Source organism: Mesorhizobium sp. P2_A12 (assembly GCF_056405075.1).
The window spans coordinates 552,509-569,823 of record NZ_JBFUCU010000003.1; the positions used below are offsets into that span (position 1 = coordinate 552,509).

The following is a 17,315-nucleotide window of genomic DNA, read 5'->3' on the forward strand; positions in this document are numbered from 1 at the left end:
GACAGTTCGCCAAGCGGGTAAGACTCATTGAGCTGGGGGTCTGCGGCAAATGTCATGTGACGGCGGGATAGCGTTTTCCAGTCAATCGTCCTCCGGACACCGCCACAGCCGGCGGGGGTCGTATTTCCATTCCCCGACCAGCAACCGTTTTGCGCCCATATCGCCCGATCGTGAGCACACCGCCTGCACGGACGGTCGGCGATGAGCTCGAAGGACGATCCCTTCGGCCTGGCGGGCAAGACCGTCATTCGCGCAAGTCCACGGCGCGAAAAAAAATCGCCACCAGTTCCTGAGCTACCTACCGCTGACGGAGGCCAACCCACTCCGGTCAAGGATTCAACGGTATTCGATCCTGGTGTCGGGCGGCATACACCGCCGGGTTGGGCATCCGGAACCGTGATTTATCAAGGCGCGGCTTTGGGTGCCGTGGCAGGTGCTGCCTCTTCCGCTGCCGCGCCGACACCGGCTGTCGAGCAGGCGATCCTGTTCGGCGCCGCGGACACGGTCAAATACGCCGCGGCAAACCCCATTCTCGCGGCGGCGGCACCTTTGCTGATGCTGTTCGGGCAGCTCAGGCTGATGCCCGTTGAAAGACAAGCGGAGCCGCTGGCGCAACACGTCGCCGACGCGATTGAAAAATTCGACCGAACGATGGAGAAGACCGGCGTTCCCGAAGAGGATGCGCGGATCGCGAAATTCGCTCTGTGCGAAACCGCCGACGATCTCATCGGCAACCTGCCTTGGCCCAAGAGCGACGACTGGGCGCAAAACGGCATGCTGCGGCAGTTCTTTCACACCGAGATCATCGGCACAGGCTTCTACGAAGCCCTGAACACGATACTGGCCAATCCCGAGACGCACTACGATCTGCTCGAACTGATGCATGCCTGCCTGTCGCTGGGTTTCGAAGGCCAGTACCGAGGCGTGAGGCGCGAAGACAACAATCTCGAACGCGTTCGACGCGACGTCTACGAGACGCTTCGCTATTTCAGGGCGCGTGCAGGCGAGGACATCTCGCCCCGCTGGCAGGGCCTGGCGGCGACGATGGCGCAGCCGTCGGCCCGCCTGCCGCTCTGGGTCGTTGCGGCAGCGGCGACGGCGCTGCTGACAGCGGCGTTCTTCGCATTGCGGGTCTTCATAACCAATGAGGGCGACGACGCCGCCGGTGAATTGCTGGCACTCAACCCAACGACACCAGTCGCCATCGAGCGCGCCACCGTGGCGCCGTTGGCCGAGCCGGTGAAAGCCACCCCACCTGCAGCCACCGTGCAGATTGATCGCATTCGTTCGGCACTGGCGAAGGAAGTCGAAGGCGGCGGGCTGACCATCGGCACGAAGGGCAACTTCATCGTGGTGGAAATCAACAATGTCCTGCTGTTCCAGTCCGGCAGGGCCGAGGCGAAGCCGGAATTCCAGCCCATTGCCGCCGACATCGCCGCGGCGCTGCAGCCCGAGCCCGGGCCAATCCGGATCGTCGGCCACACGGATAATGTGAAACCGCGAAAGTCGAGCCCGTTCAAATCCAACTTCGACCTTTCGGTCGCCCGGGCCAAGGCTGTCGAAACGATAATGGCACCGAAATTCAGCGATCCCTCGCGACTGACGGTCGATGGCAAGGGCGAGGACGAACCGATCGCCGACAATGCGACGCCGGAAGGCCGCGCCAAGAACCGCCGTGTCGATGTGATGATCCCCAGGGAGGAAACATTGTGAGCACGGCCTGTTGGAAGCGCCCATGACGCGTTGGCTGCTGCGGATGTTCAGCCTTATCGCGCTGGCCGGCTTCGCGGCCGCAATGTGGTTTGGCGGGCCCTTGATCCGCTTCGCCGATACCCGCCCGTTGGGACCTGCCTGGCTGCGCGCAGCCATCATTGGCGTGATCGTGGCGGCGCTGGCGCTGTTCTACGGGCTGCGCTTCTGGCAAGCGAGAAAGGCGCAAAAGGCACTCGAGACCGTCGTCGCACACAATGATGACCGCGATGACGATTCGCGGGTGCTGGAAGCTCGCATGAATGAGGCGGTGGCGGCGCTCAAACGGTCGAGCGGCAAGCGCAACTTCCTCTATGAGATCCCCTGGTACGTCGTCATAGGCCCGCCGGGTGCCGGCAAGACAACGGCCCTGGTCAATTCGGGTCTGAACTTTCCGCTTGCCGGTTCGGGGGAGGCCCAGCCGGTGGCTGGCGTTGGCGGAACACGCTCCTGCGATTGGTGGTTTACCGACCAGGCCGTGCTGATCGACACCGCCGGACGCTACACGACGCAGGACTCCCATGCCGAGAGCGACAAGAAGAGCTGGCTCGCCTTCTTGTCGCTGCTCAAGAAATACCGCACCAGACAACCGATAAACGGCGTCATCCTGGCCATCAGCCTTGCCGACCTGATGAGCTTCGACGATCAGCAGCTCGACGCCCACATCGTCGAGATACGCAGCCGCCTGAGGGAAATCCACGAGACGCTGAAAATCCAGTTTCCAGTCTACCTGCTTTTCACCAAGGCCGATCTTGTTTCCGGGTTCATGGATTACTTCGGCGATTTCGACGAAACGCGCAGGCGAAAAGTGTGGGGCGCGACGTTCCAGACGGCGGAGCGCGACAGGAACATGGCCGCCGAGGCTCCCGCCGAATTCGACATGCTGGCCAACCGACTGGCAGACGAGATGGCCGACCGCCTCCAGGACGAGGCGGATCCGGTCACGCGCATCTCCATCTTTGGCTTTCCGGCGCAGTTCGGCGCGCTACGGGGGCGAATTACCGGTTTTGTCGCCGGCCTGTTCGACCCGGCCCGCAGCCAAGTGAATGTCAGCCTGCGTGGACTCTATTTTTCGTCAGGCACGCAAGAGGGAACGCCGATCGATCAGGTGCTGGGCGCAATCGGCCGCGATTTCGGCAGCAACTCCCGACCTCACCTTTCCGGAACCGGCAAAAGCTTCTTTCTGCATGATCTGCTGACGAACGTCATTTTTGCCGAATCCGGATGGGTTTCGTACGACAAAGCGGCTGCAAGGCGCGCAGCGATCGCCAGATTTGGCGGCCTCGGCGCAATAGCTTTGGTCGCTGCTGCTGCACTGGGTACGCTCGGCCTGAGCGTCGCGGCCAACCGGTCGCTGATCGCCTCCACAAGTCTGGCCATGGGCCAGTACCGCCAAACGGCGGCACCCTTGCTCGAAAGCACGACGGTCAACGATGTCGACCTCGAAAACGTCATCGGCCCGCTGGACCAGTTGCGCGATCTGCCGGCCGGGTTCGAAACCGGTGACTTACCGACTCCGATCGAAGAGACGTTCGGCCTCAGTCAGCGGGAGAGACTTCTTTCGGCATCCAAAACGGCTTATCGGCAAGGGCTGGAACGAATGTTCCGATCGCGCCTGCTGATCCAGGCCGAGCGGACGATCCAAGCCAAGATGGCTGATCCCGTCGCGCTCTACGAACCGTTGAAAATCTATCTGATGCTTGGCGGCAAAGCGCCCAAGGTCGATGACGCGTTGATCGTTTCCTGGATGAAGCAGGATTGGGAGCAGAACCGATATCCAGGCGAAAACAACCGGGAGGGACGGGAGCAACTCGAAAAGCACCTGCGCGCAATGCTGGCATTGGACGACGCCTATGATCCGGTTTTCGAACTTAACCAGCCGCTCGTCGAAGCCGCTCAACGCTCTCTCGGGCGCATGAGCCTTGCCGATCGAGCTTCCGCCTTGATCAGGTCGGCGATATACGCGGCAGCACTGGACGATTTTTCTGTTTCCTTGAAAGGTGGCCCGGAAGCGCAAGTGCTGTTCGAGCGCATCAACGGCAGCGATCTGTCAGGCCTTCGTGTTCCCGGTATCTACACCTATGCCGGCTTCCACACCTTCTATCTCCGGCAACTTTCGCGCATTGCGCAGATGCTGGTCGACGAGCAATGGGTTCTCGGCGGCGGCGGTGAACAAGGCGACATCGATCGGCAATTGCTCAAGCTCGGCCCCGAACTTCTCGATCGCTACGGGAAGGAGTTCGCAGCAGCCTGGAACAGCGTTCTCGACCAGTTGAAGTTCAAAGAGATGTTGACGGACAAGCCGCACTACATCGCGCTTTCTGCCGCTGCCTCCCCGACCTCGCCGATAAACCAGCTCTTTGCGGCGATCGCCAACGAAACAGCGCTGACGCGAGACCCTGGTGACGGCAACGGTCCTGGCGCCGAAGACGCAGGCACGGCCCAGAACCAGCCGCGCAACGTCGCAGATCTAAGCAAGGGTCTGGCCCGCATCGGCATACAAATCGCCAGTGGCAAATCGCAAAGCCGCGCCGGCACAAGGGCGGCCGACACTCAGAACCTGAATCCGGGTGCAAACATTGAAGCGCGGTTCAGACCTTTCCAGGCCCTGGTGAACGGCCCCGCCGGACACCGCCCAATCGATGCCCTGACCCAGAACTTCAGCGATATCTATCAGAGCCTGCAACTGGCAGCCGAAGTTCCTTCGCAGACGGAGCGCGTCAACTCGAACCTGCAGCTGCAGATAGCCACCCTTCGCGCCAATGTCTCGCGTCTGCCCAAGCAACTCGGCCGGATGGTCAACGCAACGGCGGATGAGTTTGAAGGCAACGTCGCCGAAACCTCAGTGGCAAACTTGAACCAGATGCTCGACCAGACGGTCACGGCTCCCTGTGAGGCGGCGATCAACGGCCGTTATCCCTTCGCCGGGGACGGCACCGAGGATGTTGCCATGGCGGATTTCGCGAAACTTTTCGCGCCGGGCGGCTTGATGGACCGGTTCTTCGCACAAAATCTCGCATCGCTGATCGATATGACCGGCCAGGACTGGAGCTGGAAACAGGATGCGCGCTTTGGACGCGACCTGTCGAAGTCAACCCTGAAGGACTTCCAGCTGGCTGCGGACATCCGCAACGCCTTCTTTCCATCGGGCGGTTCGGTGCCCTTGGTCAGCGTCACCTTCACCCCATTCTCGCTGCATGGCGATGCCGATACGGCGATACTCGATGTCGATGGTCAGATCGTCCAGAGCAACCAGACGGGCAACGCGCCGACCACTGTGACCTGGCCGATCGGCACGGCGTCCGCGTCGGCCAGTCTAAGCCTGACGCCGGAAATGCCAGGCCGCGAATCCGCCATCAAGTTCGAAGGGCCGTGGGCGCTGAAACGACTTCTGGACAAGGCTGCCGTCACCGGCAGCGACAGCAACATGCAAGCACGCTTCGTGATCGGCGGCCGCGACGTTACCTATACGATCCAGGCAGGCTCCGGCACCAACCCCTTCTTGCTCCCCGCGCTTTCCGGGTTCAGCTGTCCGAAAGCGTTTTGAGATGGGGATCCGCAGACCACGCAGAGACCTTAGTTTTCGATACTTTAATGTTCGAGCCTGTGGCAAAGTAACACGAGCGAGCGCCTGAAAGTGCGCCGCAGAGGACGCTTGAAAAGCGCTTGGTGGCAAAGTGAACACTGTCGCCCTTCCCTTTGAGAGCTTCGGGGTAAGCCACAAAGGCTGTGTCCGTGAGCTCAATGAAGACAACTATCTGGTCGAGCCACAAACTGGTCTCTGGGTGGTAGCCGACGGAATGGGTGGACATGACGCGGGAGAGGTCGCTTCGGCCAGTATCGTCGATCATCTGGCGACGATCGGCATTGCCAGCTCCGCACCTGATCTTCGGGCGCGCTTCGAGGACAGGCTGAGCAGGGCCAATGCCGAGATCCGCGGCATATCCGAATCTCGCGGCATAACCATCGGCTCGACCGTTGCCGCCCTGCTGGCGATGGATGGGCGGTTTGCCTGCCTGTGGGCGGGTGACAGCCGCGTCTATCTGATCCGCAACGCCTCGATCTCGCAGATCTCGAAGGACCACACCGAAGTTCAGGAGCTCGTCGACAGAGGTATGATCAGCGAAAGCGAAGCCCGCACCTGGCCGCGCCGCAATGTCATTACGCATGCAGTCGGCGTCAGGGACGAGATCGTCATCGATTTCCAGCAAGGCGAAATCATGCCGGGGGACATTTTTGTGCTGAACACCGATGGGCTGACGGCGCATGTCACCGACGCCGAGATCGAGGCGGCGACCGTGTCCGCGACACCTCAAGCGGCCTGCGAAAAACTGCTGGAAACGGTGCTGGCGCGTGGCGGCACAGACAATGTGACGATCGTGCTTGTGAAGATCGGCGACGGGCGCGATGGGCAATCGCCCCCTCCAGATCTCTACAAAGCTGGGGGTTGAGGCCGATGAGCGCCGACGACAAAACGCGAATATCGGGGGGCATGGCCAACACGGCCGTAGGCACGCAACTCAGCGGCATATACGAGCTTGACGAGCGGATCGCATTCGGTGGCATGGGGGAGGTCTACCGTGGCCATAACATCCAGACCGGCGACCACGTCGCGATCAAGATCGTCCTGCCCGAGTTCGCCCGTGACCAGACGATCCTTTCCCTGTTCCGCAAGGAGGCATTGATCCTCAATCGCCTGTCGCATGATGCGGTCGTGCGGTATCACGTCTTCACGATCGATCCCGGGATCGGCCGTCCCTACCTTGCCATGGAATTCGTCGACGGCGAGTCGCTGTTCGACATCATGCGACGTGGCGCGATGCCGACGGCAGAGGTGCGCAAGCTCTGCCATCGCCTCGCGTCCGGTCTGAGCGCGGTGCATCAGGCGGGCGCGATACACCGCGACCTGTCTCCTGACAACATCATCCTGCCGGGGGGCCGGGTCGACCGCGCAAAGATCATCGATTTCGGTATCGCACGATCGGCGACCGTGGGTGGCGAGACCTTGATCGGCGGAAAATTCGCGGGAAAGTACAACTACGTTTCACCCGAACAGCTCGGGCTCTACAGCGGCGACGTCAGCGAGCAGTCCGACATCTACAGCCTGGGACTGGTGCTGGTGGCCGCCTTGCGCGGCAAGCCGATCGACATGAGCGGGTCGCAGTTCGAGGTCATCGAAAAGCGTCGGACGGTGCCTGATCTCTCGGACATCGACGATGATTTTCGCGACATTGTCGAAGCCATGCTGCAACCGGATCCGCAAGACCGGCCGATCAGCATGGCGGAAATCGCCAGGATGACTCGTGACGATAATGAGGAGACAACGCCGCCGACTTCGGTCACACCCCGCGATCGGCCGGCTTTGCCGCGAACCGGGGAAACCCTTTCGCCCGCCACCAAGACCCAGGGCCGGCCATCCAACGTCGAGAGGCACGACGCCGCATCGGCGACGGGTTCAGGTGGGCAGCCCTTCGTCCCGCATGTGCGGCCGGCGCATTTGTCCCAACCGCGGTCTCCGGCGCTCGCCGGCTCACCACGCCCGGTCACGGCTGATGTCCCTGGAAAATCCACAAAGACCCGAACCATTGCGCTCGCTGCCTTGGCGACGCTGGCTGTTGCGTCCGGCGCGGGCCTGTATCTCAGCGGCTTCATGACGCCAGCGATGCCGACGGCCGGCAAGCCATCGCTTTCCGCACCAGAGCCATCAAAGCCCGCACCAGAAACGTCAAAGCCGGCACCCACGGACAATGCCGCGACCGCTCCTGAGCCGGCAAAGCCAGTTCCGCCCGTGCAGCCGGAGGCCAGCGCACCACCGGCTGAAAACCAGCAAGATGTCGCGGCAGCCCAAAAGCCGCAGCCGGCCAAGCCCGCCGAAGCCCCCTCGCAGACCGAAGAACCCCCGAAGCCATCCGCAACGGCGGCGCAGCCGCCACCCGAAAAGGCCTCGCCGGCAGTCCAGCCCGATACGATGGCCAGCGACAGTCAAACGTCGGCTCCGCCGCCTGTCTCGACCGCTCCGGCCCCGCCAACAACCGAGAAGGTCTCGACGCCGCCGCCGGCCCAGCCAGAGGTCGTCGAGAGCCAAAAGCCCGAGCCGCAGATCAGCCAGCCGGCAGCGCCCAAGGCGACCGTGCCGGCGCCAGAGGCGACCGTGCCGGCGCCCAAGCCCACTGCAAGCCAGCCGGATGTCGTGAACGCCGAGAGCCAAAAGCCTGCGTCACCGGTAGCCAAACAGCCGGACCAGCCTGTCGTCGTGTTCGACGTGCCCAAGCCGGAGGTTCCCCCGACCGTCGACGAGATCGCGCAACGAGTCTCTTGGGTTCGCGACTTCGGCGGCGGCGACTGTTTCTATGCCACCATGACGTCGGCAACGGACAAGGCCGCCGCGATCGAAGGATTTGGAACGGAGGTTCAGCCATTCGAGCGGATGCTTGGCGATTTCCAGGCAAGATTCCATGTCGAGCCGGATATCAGCGTCCGCCTCATTGAACCAAGCCAATGCGAAGTCACCAACTTTCTGCGCTTTCTGGGGCAGACGGCGGCAGACAAGCCGCAGCTTGTTCTCGATCGGACATCGGTGCCGAACGGTACGCCGATCAGCGGCACCCTAGTGACGCGTGGCGGGCTCATTTCCAGCGTGCTGCTGATCGATCACAAAGGCATGGTGTTCAATCTCGACGAGCGCGTCGTCGTAAAACCGGACAAGGTCACCTTCAGAATCCCGATCGGTCTCGGCGCCGCCGACCAGGCCGCCGGAAAGGCGGTGCCGCAGATCATAATGGTGATCACCGGCCCCAAGGATATTCGGGCGGCTGCGTTCTCCACGCCCACACCAGCCTCGGTGCTACTCCCCAAGATTCTCGAAGAAATCGAGACCGACGGATCTCAGTTCTCAGCCACCGCCAAGTATTTCAGGCTCGGCGGATAGCATGGGCGCCCGATGGAACGCCGCCGCTCGTGTTCGCCGCAATCGTCTGCCGACCTGCCGATAAAGCAGCGTGGTCCGATTCGACCCGCCCTGCTCGCCCTGACGGGCCGCATGAGGCTTGCGGTCTTGTCAGGCGCCGCACTGCTGGCCGTGCTGTCATCCGGCGAGGCGCGCGCCGAATTCACGGTCTGCAACCAGACGCTTGACGTCGTCAATCTCGCCGTCGGCCAGAAGGTCGACAATGCGGACCAGACCGACGGCTGGTGGACCATCGGCGCAAATCAATGCGTGAACGTCATCCGCGAGGAGCTGACGAACCGCTACATCTACATCTATGCAACGGACGTGTTCGGCCATGCGATCCTCACCGGATCGACCGAAATGTGCATCGAGCGCCGGCGTTTCTCGATACGCGGCATCGACGAATGCTGGCAGAGCGGCCACATAGCGGCGCAATTTCTCGAAGTCGATACGCTTGAACAGCCGCGGTGGACCTTCTTCCTGACTGGAAGCAATCCGTGACGCACAATATCGACACGAGCTTCAGGCAGAAAAAGCAGGCGCGCGCTGCCCTTCGCAGGCGCACGCTTTGGCGCAGGCTCCTGGCCGGCCTCGCAGTGGTTGTCCTGCTTTCGATCGCCGGCGGTTTCTACCTCACCACGGACTATTGGTCGTTCGGCGACGAAGACGAGGAGTTGCACGCGGTCGAAGGCGTGGACGATGTGCCGGCCGATGCGTCAGTCTACGTGCCCGCCATTATCGACCTGGCCGGGGACCCGATGTGGATCACGCTCGCGCCCGATGCCGGCGCCGCAACGAAGGGCCGCGTGATCCCGCGCCCGGCGGAACTCGATCAAGCCGACGTTTCGCCCCAGATCGAAATCCTGTCCGACGTCATGCTTAGCGCCAGCGAAAAATTCATGACGACGATACCGTCGACGCAGGAGGATTTCGCCTTCTTCCAGGCGCAGCGAAAGACCACTGCCGCGCCAACCGGCGATCTGCAGAACGATCTTGAGCCATCGCCCGCGGCGGGGGAACCCGCGCCAGCTTCGGACCAGAAGGCGGATGCCGACGATCCCGAAGCCGGCTGGGGTGAAACGATCGATGCGGGCGACGCCGCCCTTCCCGCATTCCAGAAGACCCAGATCGAAAACAACACCAGCGTCGCAGTCGTCACCAATGAGTATCAGCGGTTCGAGGCGACCGAGGACACGTTCGTGAAGATCCTCAACGACCGCAGCCTGGACAGCGTTGCGCTCGATGCACATTTCTCCGCCGACGATGCCAAGCTGGCAGGCGAGGCCTTGAAGGCGCTTTTCAACCGGGACGGTCTGGAACCGGGTTATGTCGTTGCCATGCGCGGTTTCAGGCCGACGCGCGAGACGACCACGATGTCCCTCATGCAGGTTTCGATCTATGCCAAGAACGTGTTTGTCGGCACGCTGACGCGCAATGCCGCGGGCGCGTTCGTGTCGGGCGTCGATCCCTGGGTCCGCGAGGATCTGTTCAACTATTCGGGCGCACAGGCGGAAGGCACGCACAAAAGGCAGTACCGTCTGCTTGACGCGATCTACTCGACAGCAGCCCGCAACAGTGTTCCGACCGGGGTGATCGGCGAAGCGATCATGTATCTCTCGAGAGGACAGGACCTGGACGCCTTTGCAAGCGAGGACCAGCGTCTTGTGCTGATCTATTCGCAGACGCCGCGCGGCAAGGAGGAAGGTGCCGGGCGAGTGCTGTATGTGGGCGTCCAGGGCACCGAAAAGAGCCTGGACTGTTTCGTCTTCCAGCAGAGCGACGGCCAGTTTGCGTGCGTCACGGGTGACGATCTGGTTCGTTCGCTGACAGTCACCAACGGCATGGTCACGCCGGTCAACGGGGTCATGACCTCCACCTTCGGGCCACGCAAGCATCCAATCCTCGGGACCGTTCGCATCCACAAGGGCGTCGACTGGGCGGCGCCCGTCGGCACGCCGATCGAAGCGGCCTTCGATGGCGAGATCACCTTCCAGGGCGATGGCGGCAGCTATGGCAATCTGGTGAAGATCTCGCATGGAAACGGGCGCGAGACGCGCTATGCGCATATGCAGAAATTTGCCATAGCGGCCGGTGTCGGCACCAAGGTGAAAGCCGGCGACATCATTGGCTACATCGGTACCACCGGCCTCTCGACCGGGCCTCACCTGCATTTCGAACTTTATCAGAACGGCGAGGCCATCGACCCTCTGGGCACGGTTACCGCGATCGCTTCGGACGATTCCGCTGTCGAAACGCTCACCGACCGTATCGTGCATGTCGAAAGTGGTGGCAGCGCTCGCGCCAAGAATCCAAACTCTTCAGCGACCGGCGCCGGCCAGTTCATAACCAAGACCTGGATCAGGATGATGAACACCTACCGCCCGGAACTGGCGCGCACGCTGTCGACCGCCGACCTGCTCGCTCTGCGCTACGACGCCACGATCTCGCGTGAGATGGTGCGCAATCTGGCGCGCGAAGGCGAGGCCTATCTTCGGGCGCGCGGCCACCAGATCACGGCCGGCCGGCTGTATCTCTGTCATTTCCTGGGCATGGAAGGCGCACATCAGGTGCTGTCGGCGACAGGTTCGGCGCAGCTGAGCGCGGTGCTCGGCTCGGCCGTCATCCAGGCCAACCCGTTCCTCACCGGCAAGACAGCCAGTTATGTGGTGGACTGGGCCGAAAGGAAAATGGGCCAAAGGCTGAGCCGTGTGGCCACAGACGCCGGCCCACAGACAACGACCACCGAGATCCGCCAGACATCGCCGGAGTTCGAAAAATACAAGCAGGCCATCACCGCCCTCATAAGCTCGGCACAGAATACGCTTTGAAGCCGTCGCGCGGCACGCGCCGCTCAGGTATTCCCGCTGCCAAGTGATACCGTAGACAAATTTTTTCGGGCCGTTTGTGAACCAGGACTGCGGTCAGGATCACATACGCCCAGGAGCCATTTTTGGCACAGGCGACTCTGTCGCTGACGAAACTTGGCATGTGCAGACATCAACAGCGCGCCCCGGTGGGCGGAGGGCTGATCCATGAAAGCGTTCGCCGTCAATCTGAGCGGGATTATCCTGCTTTTCCTTGCCGCATTCGGCGCCCAGGCTGCCGCCGGCGCGGAGGCTGCCGCGCCCAACGCCAAGCGCGTCGCTCTGGTGATCGGCAACAGCAATTATGTCCATGCGGTTACCTTGCCCAACCCCGCCAACGATGCCCATCTCATCGCATCGACGCTGCGCAATGCCGGGTTCGAGGTGATCGAAGGGGTCGACCAGGACAATCAAGGCATGCACAGCCTGATCAGCCGGTTTACCGAACAATCCTATGACGCGGACCTCGCGGTCATTTTCTATGCTGGTCACGGCATGCAGGTCGACGGCAAGAACTACCTGATACCGGTCGACGCCGACTTGACGTCGCCGGCCTATCTCAAGACCCGTACCATTCAGATCGACGACTTCATGGCTGCGTTGCCGCCCGACCCGGGGGTCGGCGTCATCATCCTCGATGCCTGCCGCGACAATCCGCTGGCAAGAACGCTGGCCGCCTCGATGCCGAAGAGCCGCTCCACCTCATTGGGTATCGGTCTGGCGCCGGTCGAAGCAAAATCGGACGGCATCGGAACCGGCGGCCTCCTGATTGCCTACGCAACGGATCCCGGCGCCATCGCTTTCGACGGCAACGGGGTCGACAGTCCTTACTCGACGGCGCTCGCCAGGCATCTGACCGAACCCGGCGTCGAAATCCAGGGCGCGCTGACGCGCGTGCGCGGCGAAGTGACCGAAACCACGCAAGGTCGCCAGAGGCCCTGGCACAACGCATCGCTCGGACGCGAGGTTTTCCTGGGAAAACCCGTCGCGCCAGCGGCGCCTGCTGCAAATCCCGTGGCCGGCGCATCGAGCGCCGCGGCGACATCCGCTCCTGTCCCTGCTGCCAGTGATCCTCCTTCCTGGGAAGTCGAGCAACGCCTTTGGGACGAGGCTTCCAAGCGCAGTTCCATCCCGTTCTACGAGGCCTATCTCGACCAGTTTCCGAACGGTCGCTTCGCCACCGTGGCCCGGTTGAGCATCGACGAATTGAACGACCCACCGGCCCAAAACCGGCAGGTCGCGGCACGCGATACGGACCAGGCGAACGCCAGTTCCGGTTCGACCGTGCGCACCTCGGTCGGCGTTCCGGATGCGATGGAGCAAACACCGGGCACGGAGTTGACGGAAAGTGCGATCGGCCTCGATCGACAGGGGCGCATCGACCTGCAACTGCGCATCGAAGCGTTGGGCAATGAACTTGGGCGCATCGACGGAAACATGGGCCCACAGACCCGTCAGGCGATCGGCCTCTGGCAAGCGAAGAACGGTCTCCCACAGACCAGCTATCTGACGCGCGAGCAACTTGCGTTCCTCGTGATCCAGACAGATCCGATGATGGAAGGCGTGCGCGCCAGATACGCCGCCGATCAAGCCCGCGCGGCGCAGCTGAAAAAGCAGGTGGTGCAGAAGGTCAGCACGCCGAGGCCGGTGGCGCAAAAGCCCCGCAAGCAACAGAAGGTTGTTCAGAAGCGGCGCAACCGTGAGACCGTAGCGCGGGGGGATTATCTTCCGCTGCGCCAGGACAACAACAACTTCCTCACCAAGGCGCTGATTTTCGGCACCGGTGTGGTCGTGGGCGGCGTGCTCAAGAACTGAGAGCCGACATTCGAAGGACCGCCATATGGTTTTGGGCGGCTATTGCGTCTTTATCCGCATTTCCACGCGGCGGTTCACCGGATCGTACGGATTGGGGCTGCGCGGATTCTGTTCGCCCATGCCGATCGCGTTGAGCCGTGCTGTCTCGATGCCGTTGGCCGTCAGGAAGGCTGCCACCGATTGGGCTCGTCGTTGTGACAGGCCCTCATTGTACTGCACCGTGCCAGTGGCGTCGGTGTAGCCTTCGACAACGAAGTTGAACTTGCTCAACCGGTTGTCCTTCAGGGCCTTGGCGAACTCGCCGAGTTCAGCGCGCGCGGTCGGGTTGAGTTCGGCCGAATCCAGGCCGAAATTGATCATCATGTCGAGGCCGGTTTTTTCCCCCGGCGCGTCACCTGCCTTGCTCTTGCTTTTGCACTCCTCCTCGGAGCCGACACAAATTCCTCGCGACTTGCCGAGATCGGCCGCACCGGCAAAAAACTTCACAATGTCTTCTGATTTCTGAACGGGGTCGGCGAAAGCGTGGGTCGAGCAAAACACGACCGCCAACACAAAGGCTGAACTGCTCCACTGCATAGCGGCTCCTCCTGTTTGAGCACCAGATTTCGAGCGGCTCCGATCATACCAAATTCCCAGGCAATTGTCTGTCGACAAACGCTGGGGGCACGACAATGCCGAGAGTTGTTGCCGCGTCACGGGTTGAGACTTGACCCGCGCCGCGCCTGGGGCTTGAGTGGCCAAAGCTCCTCGATGAAAGCGTGGCGGTCATGGCCAACGGGCTCCGATTCAAAACGGCACGGGATCTTTTCATTGCTTGTCCCGCTATTGCCCGGGACATGAGAACCCCTCCAACCGAACAGCACTCGATCGAGTTTTGCCGCGGCCTCCTCGCCGGACGCGTTCCCGAGGAAGCGATTACATTCTGTGCCTACCTGCTTCCCGAGCGAGCCGCGGTCTGGTGGGCCCATGAATGCCTGAGCCACCTGACCGACCTATTCGATGAGAGCGATCACGAAATGCTCGCGCTTGTTCGGGACTGGGTAGGTGAACCGGACAGTCCCCGCCATCGGGCAGCCGTCAGCACAGCCGCGGCGATACTGCCAACAACGCCGGTCGGCTGGATTGCCCTGGCCGCGGGATGGCGTGACAATGGTTCGGCCAGGGCCGCGACGATGGCATCGGCCCTGCAGCCATTTCCCGCCGCCCATGCGGTCAATGCCGGGATTCTGGCCGGACTGGCACGCGTCGCGCTCGCGGACCGGTTTTCCGTTCTTTCGGCATTTGTCGAAATGGGCATCCAGATGGCCGAGATCGAGGCGCTGCGCCAATCAGCGGATGCATATTAATTTAGAGCGTCAGAGCGTCCGTCACCCGTCCTGCCTTACTTGCAGCCGCCTTGAGCCCATTTGGCCAGCGCCACCTTGAAGCGCGTTCCAAGCGGATGCTGCAGGCGCAAGACAGACACGTCGTTAGCGGCGAAATTTTTCGCCTGTTCGCACAGCCGCTCCTCGTTCCATTGGTGGCAGCCGTCGCAGTGCTTGCCCTCCCATACCGATTTGTCCAATCCCTCCACCGGACTGAAGCGCGGTTTGCTCTTGATGAGCTCGGCAATGCTCTTGCCGTCGATTTCGGGATCACCGAAATCGATAGGGTGGTTGAAAAAGATAGGATCGTCCGAGGCAAGCTTCGGGATTTTCTGACGCAGCACATTGAGTGCCAGCTGGGCGTCGTCACCGGAGCCCGACGGATTTGCCGTGGCGTTGCGCACCTCCGAGCCGCCTTCAGGTTGCGGAGCGGTCGCCTCGCCGACGATCAGCGGCGCGTTGAGATCGATCTTGTGCAGGACGACCTCGGTGGTCAGCGAGACGTTGATCCAGGGACGCTGCTTGCCGGCCGTTGCCTTGAAGACATCGGCTGTAACACGGTTCATCGCTTCGGTGATGGAAACATTGGCTTCGCCCATATGCGCGAGCAGCGCCGAAGCGAACGGCGAATGTTCGCCCGACCCGTCATAGGCCACCTGGCTGGGACTGGTGGCGAACGCGACAAGCGTGCCGGCGCCACCATTCTCGATCGGGATTTCGGCAAGGCCGCTTTTTGCTCCCTTGACGCCGGCGGTCTTTGCCAGCACCTCGGCAAGCGGGTTGTCACGACAGGCATCGAGGAAAATCAACCTTATGCTGGTCTCGCGCGACATCTGCCGCAGAACGAAATCCACGGGCACCGCCTCGAAGTCGAGGGAGGTCTCGTCCTCAAGCGCTGCATCGACCGGAAGAAGATAATTGCTGCCTGAAACCTGCAACCCGTGGCCGGCATAGAAGAAAAGGGCGATGTCGGCGCCGCGAACCTGCTTTGCAAACTGTGCAATCGTCGTCTGGGTCTGCAATTTTGTCAGATCGAAGCCGGAAACGACTTCAAAGTCCAGGCTCTTCAGGCGTTCGGCCATGGCCTGCGCGTCGCGTACCGGATTGGTCAGCGCTGGTGCATGCTGATACTGGGAATTGCCAAGGACCAGCGCAACACGGCGTTCGGCACTGGCAGCCGACAAAGTCAAAAGTAGTGCCAGCGCGACAAGCCCGATGCCGCGCATAAGGCCAACGCAACGGGCAATCAGATCGAAACTCACCGGGACAACAGATCCTTCCTCAATTGACGAGCTTGGTGGCGGAAAACTCGATCCGCCGATTGAGCGCCTTGTTCTTCGGCGTGTCGTTGGCGGCAACCGGATGATCCTCGCCGTAGCCGGTCGCCGTGATCTGCGTGCGAGGTATGCCCGCAGCGACGATGGCGTCGGCAACGGCTTGAGCCCTGCGCTCCGACAAGAGCTTGTTCTCGACAGGCGACCCATCGGAATCGGTGTGTCCGGACACCTCGACCTTGAGGCCCGGGCACTTGCCAACGACACCGACGACCTCCGCAAGCAGCGGGCGGCTTTGGCTGTCGAGTCGCGCGCTCGCCGTTCGAAAGTAGATAGCTCCGGTGCGCGACAGCACCGCGAACCTGTTGAGGCACTCCTCGTCGCTGAAGTTGGTCTTCGCCGCATCGGTGGCGACAGGGCCGACGTCGGCAGCACTCGCCACGACGGTTTGCACAGTGGCAGGTTTGCTGCCGTCAGCGGTGAACACGAAATCGAACGACACCGAAGCCGTCGGAACAATATTGGTCACATTGGCCGCCTGCTGGAGTTTGTCGACGTTCGGCAGCAGCCCGAAATCTTCCACATGCACGGCAACAGGAGCCTCCGACGCGACCGACACCATGTTGTCGCTAATCATGGTCACCACGATGTTGGCCGAGAGATCCTTGTCGACCCCGTGAAGATTGAGACGGAATGGAAGAACGGCCTTCACGCGCCGCTTGGTCGCGAGGTCGGCAAACGCCGCGGGATCCACCTTCGCGGTCAATTCAGCGGTCGGAAATTTGAATGTCTCGAAGAAAAGGAACCGCATGCGGACATTGCGAAGGTCGACCCCTGTATCGACCGAATTGAGGTCGAAGGAGACTTTGGCATCGCCCGCCGAACTGAGGCTGCCGGAAATATTCCTGATCTTGTTGGTTTCGACGATCGTGTTCTTCTTGACCGACTGATAGGTGAGTACCGAAGCGGTCGGATCGAGCGTCCAGTTCGGCTGTGCGTTCGCGCTTCCCAGTCCGGGCAAAAGCAACACGGAAAGCGCAACGATCAAGCCAAGCGTATCTACGGCGAGCCAACTTCTTGACCGTGATTTCCACCAGAATCCGACGACTTCGAACATGGAACCCCCCTGCCTATGACAACAGACTTCCGTATCGACATCACGACCATGCGGTGTCGATGGAGAGCATAGAACACTTGCTCTCGCTTGGCGAGCATCTGCTGATTGCGCGGCGCGCCATTTCCAGGTGACACGAATTTCGGATCCGCCACACGAAAGCGCGTCGTCTGAATGGATTCAGAC

At 61.8% G+C, this 17,315-nt stretch carries 12 protein-coding genes; 8 read left to right on the forward strand and 4 right to left on the reverse strand.

Annotated elements, in window-relative coordinates; genetic code table 11:
• The first annotated feature begins 201 nt into the window (after positions 1-201).
• The 7 genes from tssL to AC1DZU_RS10215 all read left to right on the forward strand — a co-directional run bounded on the left by tssL (position 202) and on the right by AC1DZU_RS10215 (position 13,377).
• Positions 202-1,713: a type VI secretion system protein TssL, long form gene (gene tssL, locus AC1DZU_RS10185; RefSeq protein ID WP_477284166.1), complete on the forward strand. Its 1,512-nt coding sequence runs from the start codon at positions 202-204 to the stop codon at positions 1,711-1,713.
• Between the two features lie 22 nt (positions 1,714-1,735).
• Positions 1,736-5,296, forward strand: a complete 3,561-nt coding sequence (gene tssM, locus AC1DZU_RS10190) for a type VI secretion system membrane subunit TssM (protein ID WP_477284168.1) — start codon at positions 1,736-1,738, stop codon at positions 5,294-5,296.
• 130 nt (positions 5,297-5,426) lie between these two features.
• A complete protein-coding gene (locus AC1DZU_RS10195) occupies positions 5,427-6,200 on the forward strand; it encodes a PP2C family protein-serine/threonine phosphatase (protein WP_477284170.1) in 774 nt (257 codons plus the stop codon).
• 5 nt (positions 6,201-6,205) lie between these two features.
• Positions 6,206-8,677 (forward strand): serine/threonine-protein kinase, encoded by a 2,472-nt coding sequence (locus tag AC1DZU_RS10200; RefSeq protein ID WP_477284172.1) that lies wholly within the window; start codon positions 6,206-6,208, stop codon positions 8,675-8,677.
• A 111-nt stretch (positions 8,678-8,788) separates the two neighbouring features.
• Positions 8,789-9,199 (forward strand): DUF1036 domain-containing protein, encoded by a 411-nt coding sequence (locus AC1DZU_RS10205; RefSeq protein ID WP_477284174.1) that lies wholly within the window; start codon positions 8,789-8,791, stop codon positions 9,197-9,199.
• The gene (locus tag AC1DZU_RS10210; RefSeq protein WP_477284176.1) at positions 9,196-11,526 is read left to right on the forward strand and encodes a M23 family metallopeptidase; all 2,331 of its coding nucleotides are present in this window, start codon (positions 9,196-9,198) and stop codon (positions 11,524-11,526) included. Before AC1DZU_RS10205 ends, AC1DZU_RS10210 begins: the two co-directional genes overlap by 4 nt.
• A gap of 204 nt (positions 11,527-11,730) precedes the next feature.
• A complete protein-coding gene (locus AC1DZU_RS10215) occupies positions 11,731-13,377 on the forward strand; it encodes a caspase family protein (RefSeq protein ID WP_477284178.1) in 1,647 nt (548 codons plus the stop codon).
• 39 nt (positions 13,378-13,416) lie between these two features.
• Here AC1DZU_RS10215 and AC1DZU_RS10220 read toward each other — a convergent pair whose 3' ends face one another.
• Positions 13,417-13,953, reverse strand: a complete 537-nt coding sequence (locus tag AC1DZU_RS10220) for an OmpA family protein (RefSeq protein WP_477284231.1) — start codon at positions 13,951-13,953, stop codon at positions 13,417-13,419.
• A 191-nt stretch (positions 13,954-14,144) separates the two neighbouring features.
• Here AC1DZU_RS10220 and AC1DZU_RS10225 point away from each other — a divergent pair, with 191 nt between their 5' ends.
• Positions 14,145-14,723 carry a DUF6931 family protein gene (locus tag AC1DZU_RS10225; protein ID WP_477284180.1) on the forward strand — a complete coding sequence of 193 codons (579 nt, stop codon included), beginning with the start codon at positions 14,145-14,147 and terminating at the stop codon, positions 14,721-14,723.
• A 35-nt stretch (positions 14,724-14,758) separates the two neighbouring features.
• On the opposite strand, the gene AC1DZU_RS10230 is transcribed toward AC1DZU_RS10225, so the two are convergent.
• The 3 genes from AC1DZU_RS10230 to AC1DZU_RS10240 form a co-directional block, all read right to left on the reverse strand.
• Positions 14,759-16,003, reverse strand: a complete 1,245-nt coding sequence (locus tag AC1DZU_RS10230; RefSeq protein ID WP_477284182.1) for a caspase family protein — start codon at positions 16,001-16,003, stop codon at positions 14,759-14,761.
• 19 nt (positions 16,004-16,022) lie between these two features.
• Positions 16,023-17,132 carry an OmpA family protein gene (locus AC1DZU_RS10235; protein WP_477284184.1) on the reverse strand — a complete coding sequence of 370 codons (1,110 nt, stop codon included), beginning with the start codon at positions 17,130-17,132 and terminating at the stop codon, positions 16,023-16,025.
• On the reverse strand, positions 17,075-17,315 hold a 241-nt coding region (locus AC1DZU_RS10240; RefSeq protein WP_477284186.1), incomplete at its 5' end, for a hypothetical protein. The genes AC1DZU_RS10240 and AC1DZU_RS10235, both read right to left, overlap by 58 nt.